The 11,975-nt window shown below is 41.8% G+C and carries 9 protein-coding genes; 3 read left to right on the forward strand and 6 right to left on the reverse strand.

The features are described 5' to 3' along the window. The first annotated feature begins 92 nt into the window (after positions 1–92). Positions 93–977, forward strand: a complete 885-nt coding sequence (locus JMX75_RS07850; protein ID WP_201531905.1) for a neutral zinc metallopeptidase — start codon at positions 93–95, stop codon at positions 975–977. Positions 978–1,263: 286 nt separating this feature from the next. On the opposite strand, the gene JMX75_RS07855 is transcribed toward JMX75_RS07850, so the two are convergent. From JMX75_RS07855 to trxA, 3 genes are all read right to left on the reverse strand, one after another. Beyond that, the gene (locus tag JMX75_RS07855) at positions 1,264–1,503 is read right to left on the reverse strand and encodes a hypothetical protein (RefSeq protein WP_011514602.1); all 240 of its coding nucleotides are present in this window, start codon (positions 1,501–1,503) and stop codon (positions 1,264–1,266) included. Positions 1,504–1,844: 341 nt separating this feature from the next. Then, a complete protein-coding gene (gene rho, locus JMX75_RS07860; protein WP_020444407.1) occupies positions 1,845–3,113 on the reverse strand; it encodes a transcription termination factor Rho in 1,269 nt (422 codons plus the stop codon). A gap of 525 nt (positions 3,114–3,638) precedes the next feature. Beyond that, positions 3,639–3,965 carry a thioredoxin gene (gene trxA, locus JMX75_RS07865; protein ID WP_133104906.1) on the reverse strand — a complete coding sequence of 109 codons (327 nt, stop codon included), beginning with the start codon at positions 3,963–3,965 and terminating at the stop codon, positions 3,639–3,641. 353 nt (positions 3,966–4,318) lie between these two features. Between trxA and JMX75_RS07870 the strand changes: the two genes are divergently transcribed. Beyond that, entirely contained in the window at positions 4,319–5,032 is a 714-nt protein-coding gene (locus JMX75_RS07870) for an RluA family pseudouridine synthase (RefSeq protein WP_020444405.1), read from the forward strand. 135 nt (positions 5,033–5,167) lie between these two features. After that, complete coding sequence (locus JMX75_RS07875) at positions 5,168–6,790, forward strand: flavin-containing monooxygenase (RefSeq protein WP_201531906.1); 1,623 nt, start codon at positions 5,168–5,170, stop codon at positions 6,788–6,790. Positions 6,791–6,809: 19 nt separating this feature from the next. Here the strand turns inward: JMX75_RS07875 and JMX75_RS07880 are convergent, their stop codons facing one another. From JMX75_RS07880 to JMX75_RS07890, 3 genes are all read right to left on the reverse strand, one after another. Continuing rightward, positions 6,810–7,748 carry a D-2-hydroxyacid dehydrogenase gene (locus JMX75_RS07880; RefSeq protein WP_201531907.1) on the reverse strand — a complete coding sequence of 313 codons (939 nt, stop codon included), beginning with the start codon at positions 7,746–7,748 and terminating at the stop codon, positions 6,810–6,812. A 202-nt stretch (positions 7,749–7,950) separates the two neighbouring features. Then, entirely contained in the window at positions 7,951–8,919 is a 969-nt protein-coding gene (locus JMX75_RS07885) for a response regulator (protein ID WP_201531908.1), read from the reverse strand. 72 nt (positions 8,920–8,991) lie between these two features. Further along, positions 8,992–11,304: a sensor histidine kinase gene (locus JMX75_RS07890; protein WP_201531909.1), complete on the reverse strand. Its 2,313-nt coding sequence runs from the start codon at positions 11,302–11,304 to the stop codon at positions 8,992–8,994. Positions 11,305–11,975 lie beyond the last annotated feature (671 nt).

Consider the following 11,975-nt stretch of genomic DNA (forward strand, 5'->3'; position numbering starts at 1 on the left):
TATGACATCAAAGGATTGAGCTAAAAACTATATAACATGAATCATGGTCGATATGAGTGGCATAAGATATCGTATTTTTTGGGAGAAATAGTATGAAATGGCAAGGCAGACGTGGCAGTACTAATGTGCGTACTAGTAGTGGTGGCGGTAAGCTAATGGGCGGCGGTATCGGCGGTATCATTATTGCTGGTATTTTATGGCTAGTGTTTGGGGTAAATCCCATGACCGCATTGCAGACAGGTCAAGAGGTCGCAGGCGGTGGTAATACATCTACTGAACCCGCTACCAGTGACGATCGAGATACACAGTTTGTCAAAGTTGTCTTGGCGGACACTGAAGAGGTTTGGCATCAAATATTCAATGAGGGTGGTAGTACATATAAAGAGCCGTCACTGATTTTGTTTAATGGACAAGTCAGTTCTGCTTGTGGCAGTGCCAGCTCAGCGACTGGTCCTTTTTATTGCCCAGGTGATCAAACGGTCTATTTAGATACGTCGTTTTTCGTAGAGATGCGTCAAAAGCTTGGTATCTCTGGTGATATCCAAAACTCAGGGGATAGTGACAATCAGAATAAAGCGGGCGATTTTGCCCAAGCCTATGTGGTCTCCCATGAAGTAGGTCACCATGTACAGACTTTGCTTGGTATTACTCAACAAGTAAATGAAGCCAGCCGTCAAGTGACTCGGGCACAAGCAAATAAATTGTCTGTACTGCAAGAGCTACAAGCTGATTGCTTTGCTGGTGTTTGGGCGCAGCGCAATCAAGAGCGCGTACAGTTTTTAGAAGCAGGTGATATCGACGAAGCTATCAATGCTGCTGGTCAGATTGGTGATGATCGCTTAGCACGTGCAGGAGGCGGGGCGGTAGTACCTGATAACTTTACTCATGGTACTAGCCAACAGCGTGTAGAGTGGTTTACGCGCGGTCTAGAGAGCGGTAATGTGCAAACTTGTGATACGTTTAGTGGTGCTTTATAGCACTAACTATTATAAAACCAGCTATATTGATTGGTATAGTTAAAATATCTCAAAAACGCTACAGTGCTGCTGGTATAAATTTTTTGCAGCCTCTGTCTGCATAGGCACAGCAAGCAAGAAAAATTAATATCAGCAGCACTTGATGTATTGATATTACTTTTCCCTGACTATAGTAATGATTAGACACAAAAAAGCCTGCAATTGATTGCAGGCTTTTTTTGTCAGCTAGTTGGCTAGGTAATATCTTTCATAAAATATATGTGCCAAAAGAGCTGCTTAAAACTGATTATCTGGTTTGATCATAGATATAACCACCAGCGCCGCCAATAGCAGCACCAGCGATTGCACCACGAGCGATATCTTTGCTATCGCCTTTACTTTTGATCAGTGCACCAGCAGCAGCGCCAGCAGTGGCAGCTTTAGCTGTATTACTTAGACCAGTGCTATATCCGTTAGTAGCACAGCCACCCATGATAAGAGCAGAGCTAGTTAGAGCCGTCATTGCGATAGTTTTAGCAAGTTTCATAATATCACCTATTAAATCGTCAAGTTTAAAATACTAAGTATACAGTATATATTTCAGTATGTTCTTAACCCTTATAGTAGCCCTTATATATAAATCTGGTCGTAGTAAAAACGCTAAGCTTTGCAAGTAAGCTGTAAATTATGTTGCCTCACTGTGTCATTGGTAGTGCCTTTGCTTAGGGTTATTGTATTTATCCTGATAGTAAGCTAACTGTTCTCGACGCGAATTATTCCTAATCATAGAGCCAATAGTAATAAAAACAAAAAGACCGCCTTATAGGCAGCCTTTATGAGTAAAACGTCAATTATTTATATAACTTTATTGTCGTAAAAGATTTAAAATCAATTTTGTGATTTACGCTTCATTTGCTCAAAAAATTCATCATTGGTTTTGGCTTCTTTTAAGCGGTCCAATAAGAACTCAGTTGCTTGTACACCATCCATCGGCTGTAGCAATTTACGCAGGATCCAAACTTTACGCAGCTTATCTTCATCAAGCAGACGTTCTTCACGGCGTGTACCCGATTTTTTGATATTAATGGCAGGGAAGACACGCTTTTCTGCCAAATCACGTTCAAGGGTAATCTCTTGGTTACCGGTACCTTTGAATTCTTCAAAGATAACGCTGTCCATTTTACTACCAGTATCAATAAGGGCACTGGCGATAATAGTCAAGCTGCCGCCTTCTTCAATATTACGAGCAGCACCAAAGAAGCGTTTTGGGCGCTCTAATGCATTGGCATCCAAACCACCGGTCAACACTTTACCTGATGAAGGAATAACAGTGTTATAAGCGCGGGCAAGACGGGTAATCGAGTCAAGCAGAATGACCACGTCTTGCTTATGCTCAACCAAGCGTTTGGCTTTTTCAATAACCATTTCAGCCACTTGTACATGGCGCTGTGGCGGCTCATCGAAAGTTGAGGCAACCACTTCACCGCGTACGGTACGTTCCATCTCGGTGACTTCTTCTGGACGCTCATCAATCAGCAGTACAATGAGGTAGCACTCAGGATTATTACGAGTGATCGATTGTGCTATCGACTGTAGCAGCATCGTTTTACCCGCTTTGGGCGGGGCCACAATAATAGAGCGCTGACCTTTACCAATCGGTGCAATCAGGTCGATAATACGACCAGTCAAATCTTCAGTCGTACCGTTACCTAGCTCAAGCTTTAGCTGCTCAGTTGGAAATAATGGCGTTAAATTTTCAAAGATGAGCTTATGACGTGAGCGATCTGGGGTATCAAAATTGATTTCACCGACTTTGAGTAGCGCAAAATAACGCTCAGAATCTTTTGGTGGACGAATCGTGCCAGCGATACTGTCACCGGTTTTTAGACTAAAGCGGCGAATCTGACTTGGGCTGACATAGATATCGTCAGGACCTGCTAAATAAGAGCCTTCAGATGAGCGCAAAAATCCAAAACCATCGGGGAGCACTTCAAGTACACCATCACCATAGATGGCCTCACCATTACGGGCATGGGTTTTTAAAATAGCAAAGATAATGTCTTGTTTACGGCTACGTGCCATATTATCAAGCCCCATCTCTTTAGCGATGGCGAGTAGCTCAGCGATTGATTTTTTCTTTAATTCAGTAAGATTCATAGATAGGTCGTTAGCAGTTGATAAGATGAGAGATGCCATTATTCACAAATCACGAAAGTGATTAAAACAATGGTATTAGGGCGATAGAGGGTATACATGCAGAGTTAAGATTTATGTAGGTTTGGTTTTATGTGTCAGTTTATACGCTTGTTGAGATAGAGACATATAAGTCATAAAAGTGAAGATAAAGAAGCCTACATAAGAGTCTGCGTCAAAAACTCAATATCAGTCATTGTGTTTAGTCATTCGGTCAGTAGCGATGTTTAATAATGACGATGGTGTTGTTGATAAACACGAGGAGAATAGCGACAAGATATTTAGGAAAACCATTAGTTTTCTCTTATCAGCAGACTATACGGGCTTGAAGACAGTATTGTCAATAATTTTTGCTAAAAAAGTGATGTAATCCAATTTTTTGCTTATAAAATCAACAAAAAAGCCATTATCTGGTACAGATAATGGCTTTAGCGTTCGTGCTATTTTCAACATGCCTACCAAGAGTGCTCAAAGCAAGCAAGTGTTAATTTACAAATGCTTATCTAGTACTTTTGCCAATTCAGCTTTTGGCTGTAAGCCCATAACAGAGTCCACTTTTTCGCCAGCTTTAAAAACAAATAGAGTTGGAATGTTACGGATACCAAAACGACTGGCTGCTTGTGGATTGTTATCAACGTCAACTTTAACGATTTTAACTTTACCTTGGTACTCGGCCGCTAAATCTTCTAAAATAGGCGCGATGGCTTTACAAGGACCACACCATGTTGCCCAAAAATCGACTAAAACTGGCACGTCAGACTGTAGAACGTCTTGGTCAAAGTTGGCATCAGTGGTATTAACAATAAGGTCTGACATAATTTTTCTCTCTTGTTTTATTATATGTGTCACCATTTATCGATAAAACAATAAATGTCATACCAAAATGATGACCAGCTAACGAATGTTAAGAATGTGTATAAATCTGCCATTATATTAACATGTTTGCCTAAAGTTGACAGACGTAGACTGGTTAAATTGTTTAACAATTACGATTAGCACAATAAATCGACACATAAGGATACAGGGTTGGCTTTTATCTGTTACCTACTGTATTGATTTCTGCTTTTAACTGCTCGTTAAGATTACTTGCATTTTGATTCTATAACGGATTCTGATTTTTATATCCGAACTGATTAATATAAGTCCATTCATATAAGTAGCCCACATTTATGCCCTTTACAGATGAAAAAATCGATGCCCTTAATGCTGAAGAAAAAACCCGTTCGCCTGAGTTTTTTCAAACATTTGCAAAAAAAGTTACCGTCTATGAAGATGAAGATATCTGGGTAGTCGATAAGCCAGCAGGACTATTGAGTGTCGACGGTAAGAGCTTAAAAGTAAGCTTGCTAGCTCGCCTTGAACGTGCCAATCCTGCCGTCAAACTGATTCATCGCCTCGATATGGATACCTCTGGCCTGCTTATTTTCGCCAAAAATGCAGCGGCACAAACCAATATTAGTAAGCAGTTCATCGACCGACTACCGCAAAAAAGTTATCAAGCACGAGTGTTTGGTCAATGGGACAGCGTTGGCGCTACTGGCAAGATATCGGTACCAGTACGTTATGAGCCTGCAACCAAACCGCGTCATATCGTCGATCCTAACTGGTCAAAACATGCGCTGACTTTATATGAAGTATTGGCGCATGAAGAATGTGATGGTCAAATAGTAACTCGCGTCCTATTAAAACCAGTCACCGGTCGTAGTCATCAGCTGCGCGTCCATATGGTACATGTCGGACATGTGATGATTGGTGACCCGATTTATGCAGAAGGTATTGCATTGGATATTGCGCCAAGACTAAATCTACATGCGCAGCAACTGCGCCTAAAACATCCAACGCTTGGAGCGTGGATGGACTGGGAAAGTCCAACACCTTTTTAGTGTTTTTGAAATAAACTAAAATCTAGCATTGTTGCAAATTACTAGATAAAGTTGCTAGGTAAAGCTGCTATGGAAAATTAGTAAGGCATTCTGCGCTCTGATATGTCAGCCAACTTGCAAAACAAGGATTGTATTATGCTTAATATGACTACTGCCAAGCAGGCGCTTAAAAAGCGCTTTAAAGCTAAACCTTATTCATCAGATGCTCCTGCAGATTATGAGGTACTGATTATTGGTGCGGGTATCGCAGGCATCAGCATGGCTTGCCATTTGCAGCAGCAGAGCTTGCAAAAAAGTCATCGAAGTCTTTTTGATAGTAAAAGCGTTAAGCAGAAAAAACGCCTCAAACTTAATAGCCAACGATTTTTAATCGTAGAAAAACGTGAGGATTTGGGCGGTACATGGGATTTGTTTACCTATCCCGGTATTCGTTCTGACTCGGATGCGCTGACTTTTGGCTATAGTTTCCGTCCGTGGCTGGATCATAAGATGCTTGCAAAAGGTGCAGATATTAAAAGCTATATTGCTGATACAGCACGCGAGTTTAAGGTGGTAGAGCATATTCGCTATCAGCATGAAGTACAGCAGTTATCATGGTCAAGCGACAGTCAGCAATGGACGGCGATGATTAAAAATCATGCTACCGGTGAAGTAATGAGCTTAACGGCAAACTTTGTCGTTGGAGCGACCGGTTATTATGACTATGAAACTGGTTATAGACCACATTTTAAAAATGAAGAAAATTTCAAAGGTGAAATAGTCCACCCGCAGCATTGGCAAGACACACAATACGACGATAAAAAGGTCGTCGTCATTGGTAGTGGCGCGACGGCGATGACACTGATACCGGCATTGGTCGATGAAAGTAGTAAACAATGTGCCCGTCATGTCACCATGCTGCAACGCTCACCGACGTATGTTGCAAGCGTACCAGGCGATGATCATGCGCTTGACTGGCTATCAGGTAAATTCTCACCTTTATCAAAAGCACAGGCGTACACCTTGCTGCGTACGCGCAATGTGATGTTTCAACAAGGTGTTTATCGGGTGGCGATTTATGCGCCAAAGGTGATGAAAGCCCTATTAAACCATAAAGTCAGAGAAGAGCTTAAAGGTAGTGGCGTGGATGTTGCCCATTTTAATCCGGCTTATAATCCTTGGGAAGAGCGTTTGTGTGCGGTACCTGATAGCGATTTGTTTCAAGCTTTGCATAGCAAGCGCGCTGAAGTGGTAACCGATAGCATCAGCCAGTTTACCTCAACGGGTATTGCATTAGCATCAGGCAAGCATTTGGACGCAGATATCATCGTTACTGCGACGGGTCTAAAATTACAGATGTTAGGCGGTGCAGCTTTATATGTCGATGGGGAGCCGATCGATGTAGGCGCACGAATGACCTACAAAGCAGTGATGCTTGAGAATGTACCAAATATGGCAATCATGTTTGGCTATACCAACGCTTCTTGGACATTGAAGATTGATTTGGCCTGTCAGTATGTTCTGCGTTTACTGAGTTATATGAATAAAGAAGGATACAAAACAGTATGTGCGCAGGCTGAGACTGAGCACGAAAAAGTAAAAACGCAGGCAGATACGGTACTTGGGGCACTATCGGCAGGGTATGTCAGCCGTGCCAAGGATGAGCTGCCAAAACAAGGTGATCGCTATCCTTGGCGGGTGAACAATAACTATGTCACCGATCGCATCATGCTCAAATACCGTAAAATCAAAGATGACTGGCTACAGTTTACTCGTTAGAATTTGCTAATTATTAATCTTACTGCGCTTGATTGATAAAATCACTGACTTGTTTACTAAGCATCTGCCACAAGGTTTCTTGCGCGCTTTTGCTGCCCCACGCATTGTGCGGACTAAATATCACGCGTGGATGCTCACCAAGAGCCAGTAAAGGATCATTGGCAGCTATGGGTTCTTGCTCAAAAACGTCGCTGCCATACCCTAAAATCTGCTCATTGTTAATGGCATCAGCAAGCGCTTGGCTATCCACAATACCACCACGAGCGACGTTGACAAGTAGAGGTTTTTTAGTCATTTTGGCCAAGGTGTCTGCATTGATAAGGTGCTGAGTTTTCTCATTTAACGGGCAATGTAAGCTAATCACATCAGCACAAGCGAGCACTTCATCAAAGGCGGTATAATCATCATTACGCGGCATACGCCCTTGGTGCTCCGCCCACAATACCGTCATGCCAAAAGCACGCGCAATATCAGTGACGCGTTTGCCAATGGTACCAATGCCAATAATACCCAGCGTTTTATTTTCCAAATCTATAAGCGGGATATCAAGTAGGCAAAAATTACCATTATCTGCCCACGTGCCATCGGTGACTTTATTATGATAATGCAGACCGGCACGCATGGCATTTAGCATCAGCATAAAGGTATGCTCAGGCACGCTTTTCACCGCGTAACCGGCGACGTTATAGAGCGCGATATTATGCTCAGCACAAGCATCTTGGTCAACGTTATTCATACCCGTAGCGGTCAGTTGAATAAGTTTTAGCTTTGGCAAATTAGCAATCGCTTCGGCATTGATTTGCACTTTATTAGTAAAAATAATATCGGCGTCTTTGCAGCGCTCAATGATCAGTGCTTGAGGCGTATCATCGTAAGTAATGTAATCAGTAACGCCAGCGGGTGCTGGCAAATCGACGTTATCAGAAAAAGTGCCTTTATCTAAAAAAACCGCTTGCATGATGATTCCTTATCTCGTTGTTATCGTAAATAGGTTTTGTTTATTATCGGCTTAATGTAGCACGTTGCTGCATTTAGTCAAAAAACATGTCAAAAAGCGCAAAGCAAAAACCTCTACTTCAAGCTGAAATAGAGGTTTTATTTATTGAGACACTCGTTTCTTGCGCTTACTTATTTTTTTGCGCTTACTTATTTTTTTGCGCTTATAAAGAAAAACGCTTACGCAATTTACCGATCAGACTACGTACACGACTGCTCAAGTCAATGCGCACATCGTTTTCAGGATCGTGCTCGACTTCATAACGTTTGACCAATTCAGGGCTGGCTTTTAGTTTTGCATGGTGCTGGAATGCACGATTGACACTAATTTCAAGGAGGCTTGCGCGCATTGGCTTCGGTAGGCAGCGATAGACCTGACCTTTATTAATCAAATCAATCAGCAGTCCTGCATCTTGGAATTCGGTCTGTACCAATACGACTAAATGCGGCGCATCTTGCTTTAGGGTAAAGATAATCGGCGCAATATTCTCGCCGCTGACATTGATGTCGGTAATACAAACACCGATATCTTCGTTCGCCAAATAATCGTAAGCTTCCTCTAAACCTTGGGCGTGCAGCACTTTATAGTTATTAGAGAATTGCTTACGTATTTGCTCAATCAACTCATTGGTCTCATCAATGACCAATAAAGTCTGCTTATTGCCTGAACTGTCGAATTGCTCGGCGTCTTCGTCTGGGTTATAAGTCAAAGCGATTTCAGTGGCGCGTCCGACGACAGCGAGCAGTTCTTCAGATTTACATGGCTTGGTTAAATAACGGTAAATTTCACCATCATTAATAGAGCCAATAATCGCGTTCAAATCGGCATAGCCAGTTAATAATATACGCATGGTAGAAGGTGATACGTCTTTTACTTCGCGCAAGATATCAACGCCAACCCGCTCAGGCATACGTTGGTCACTGACTGCAACGTGTACATGGTTGTTTTTGATATAGTCAATATATTCAGTCGGGTCAGTGGTAATAAAAACGTCATGCGTTTTACGAAATAACAGCTTCATAGAACGTAAAATGCGTTGTTCATCGTCAATAAAAGCCAGCTTCGGTTTAGCTTCAACCCCTAACTCGGCGGTACTTATGTTATTACTGGTGTCATTTTCTAATTCATTCATGATGGTATCCTTATGATGAATAACAGTGATATAGCTTTATATAATCATTAAAATAACAGCAGAACCTAGCGATTATGCCGCTAGGCTTTTTTCTGTCAGATCATTATTAATGGGTAGCGTTAAGGTGAAGGTGGTGCCAACGCCTACAGTCGATACGGCTTTAATGTCGCCATTATGCTGCTCCATAATCTGCTGACTGATTGCCATACCAAGACCAGTACCTTCGCCTGCGCCTTTAGTGGTAAAGAACGGCTCAAATATCTGACTGAGCACTTCTGAGCTCATGCCTTTACCGTTATCAATGACATCAACATAAACATTGCTGTCATCGGCACGGGTACGCACTTCGATTTTGCCATCAGATTTTTCGCCCATGGCTTGCGCAGCGTTATTGAGCAGATTGACCAAGACTTGGTTAATCTGTGACGGTGAGCATTTAATTTCAGGTGTCGGCGCAAAATCAGTGACAATCTCTTGATGTCTGATAGAGTTACCGGCGATTTTCAGCGAGGCTTCGATACATTCGCGCACATCAATGGTCTTCACTTTTGACTCATCAAGACGGGCAAAGTTACGTAGGTTTAATACCATCTCAGTGATTTGCTCGACGCCAAATAGCGAGTCTTTAATCAGCTCTTTTAGCTCAGCGGACAAATCATCTTCTTGAATTTCATCGGAAGCACGGACGATATCTGCTAATAACTTATCAATTTTGCCATCGGAAGCCGCGTCAGTTTTAACGCCTTTTAAACCTTGTACCAGTTCAATCAGCTCTTCGTATTGCTCAGTCAACTGACCGATAATCTCGAGGTTATTCTGTACATAAGATAATGGCGTATTTACTTCATGGGCAACACCAGCAACCATTTGCCCCAACGTTGCCATTTTTTCTGAACGGATCAATTGTAGCTGCGAGCTTTTCAGCTCTTTTAGTGTGTCTTGCAGCTCAGCAGTACGTTCTTCTACTTTAATCTCGAGCTGTTGGTTAATATTGGCAAGCTTACCTTCGTTAGATTGGATACGATCTAATAGATCGTTAATAGAGCCGTTTACCAGTCCAATCTCGTTGCGACCTGTCTTGAATTTAACTGAGCTTAGCTTGTTGTACTGCTTGTTATTAATGATGTTTTCTGCGAGAGAAATTTTATCAGTGGTTTCTTTCAATGGCTTGAATGCTAAGAAAGTTAGCATAAAGTAGATAATACCAGCGGTGATAAGGAGCGCTAATGCAATCCAGTTAATCAAGTTTTCACTTAAATTGTCGGCAATGGCGTTAATCTCAGCATCAGGTTGGACAACGATAAGTTTCCAATAGGTTTCAGGAATCTCAAAGACATAGGCTTGACTGCCGTTATAAAAGTCATCATTGGTCAGCTCAAAGCTTTGTAGCAAGCGGCTATCCATAGCATTTTGCTTGTTTTCACCGTTATTTAGGTAAGCAGCATAGTTGACCAAATAATAACCTTTGGAATCACCTGTTTCTGCTTTGTCAATCGTATTCAATACTTGCTGAACTTGCGGTGACACGCTAGCTGCAACTTGCTCGATAATCTCGTTACGCTGAGCTTCCAAGAAGTTTAATACTGGATTCCAAGCAGGGTCAGAGTTGATAACTTGTTTGATATCAAGTGGTGTACCGGTTGCTTCATCAATATAGCTTAAGCGTTCAGGGTTAGATGAGGCGATTACCTTATCACTGTTATCTAATAATAAAATGTAGCCTGAACCAGAGCTCTCACTCAACTTGACGATGTTCTCTTGCAACTGGTTTAGGGTAAAGTTGACCGTACTGGCACCCCAAAACTGATTGTCACGCTCAATTGCGACACCGCAGCTCATGGCAAGCTCGCCTTTGGTTTGGCTGGCGCGAACATGGTTCCAGATACAGCTGTCAGGTTTGAGTAGTTTTAAGACGCTAAACCAATCTTCTTGATAATAAGGATTGGTTGGGTTTGGATCGCTTAGTACCGCTTGATAATCACCGTTTTGGCGTACCATCAAAAACGGATGGGTTGCCGTATTGGCACCAAGAGCGCCTTTTTCTGGCCAAATGCCACCACTACCCAATAAGTTATAGTCGCGTTTATCGAATGCATTGGCGGTACTGACTTGCAAAATATTCTCTTGCGGTGGCAGCGTTTGCGCGCTTTGCTGTAACAGCAAGGCACTACGCATGACACGATTGATGTCGGCTGAGATACTATTAACCGCGGTATTACCACGTTCAGCGACCAGCTTTGCTGACTCAAGACGGATTTTATCATGGCCTTCTTTATCAACCACATAAACAACGACCGCAAGTACGACCGCAAAAGCAATGAACAAAATAGTGGTAACTTGGGTACTGACTTGATTAAAAAAGCCAACTTTTTTAGAGGCACTCATGACGGGATTTGTCCTTGGGAGTAGGGAGCACAAAAAGAATTGCCAATGGGATGGATTGGCTATAACGAAATATATGGTTAAGTTTCATCAAAATAGCTTGTTAACACTAGTCATAAACGTCAACTAAAAACAGTATCAACATAACTTAAAATTATGATAATAAACTCAACTTATAACTTAATGGACTATCACAGGCAATAGCATACTCATAATCGCTGATAAAGCATGGATAACGGTTAAGAGGTCTATGCTATTTTGTATATAAGTAGTAGTTAGCTAAAAGTCTAATGACTTAGTTAAATTGAATAGCTTTGGTATTAAGAGAGATGTTCTATTGCATTTTTTAACAATACAGTAACAATTTTACGATAACAATATTTTTTGTTTACTTGCGAGTCGTTATCTTACTGGTTTACAAGCCCAACTTATGCTTAGCTTTAACTTTATCTTGCAGAAATCTGCTCTTGAAAAGTGAACTTAACGCACTCATCTAAGCGCTAACGTTATATAATGATCTGTTTTATCGACGGATTTGGCTTACAAGCTGATGTGCCTGATATATCTCGTGACAATATACTGAATGACCGTATATTGAATAAACGTATATCCAATAATTATCAGTTCGTCCATGTGACTGAGCCAGCAAGCATGGCTTGCATCGTAAACTACCT

The organism is Psychrobacter sp. LFX-11D (assembly GCF_904846475.1).
GTDB classification, from domain to species: Bacteria; Pseudomonadota; Gammaproteobacteria; order Pseudomonadales; family Moraxellaceae; genus Psychrobacter; species Psychrobacter cryohalolentis.

Coding starts and splice junctions, on each gene's coding strand:
- JMX75_RS07850 (WP_201531905.1), top strand. CDS start 93: ATGAAATGGCAAGGCAGACGTGGCAGTACTAATGTGCGTACTAGTAGT.
- JMX75_RS07855 (WP_011514602.1), bottom strand. CDS start 1,503: ATGAAACTTGCTAAAACTATCGCAATGACGGCTCTAACTAGCTCTGCT.
- rho (WP_020444407.1), bottom strand. CDS start 3,113: ATGAATCTTACTGAATTAAAGAAAAAATCAATCGCTGAGCTACTCGCC.
- trxA (WP_133104906.1), bottom strand. CDS start 3,965: ATGTCAGACCTTATTGTTAATACCACTGATGCCAACTTTGACCAAGAC.
- JMX75_RS07870 (WP_020444405.1), top strand. CDS start 4,319: ATGCCCTTTACAGATGAAAAAATCGATGCCCTTAATGCTGAAGAAAAA.
- JMX75_RS07875 (WP_201531906.1), top strand. CDS start 5,168: ATGCTTAATATGACTACTGCCAAGCAGGCGCTTAAAAAGCGCTTTAAA.
- JMX75_RS07880 (WP_201531907.1), bottom strand. CDS start 7,748: ATGCAAGCGGTTTTTTTAGATAAAGGCACTTTTTCTGATAACGTCGAT.
- JMX75_RS07885 (WP_201531908.1), bottom strand. CDS start 8,919: ATGAATGAATTAGAAAATGACACCAGTAATAACATAAGTACCGCCGAG.
- JMX75_RS07890 (WP_201531909.1), bottom strand. CDS start 11,304: ATGAGTGCCTCTAAAAAAGTTGGCTTTTTTAATCAAGTCAGTACCCAA.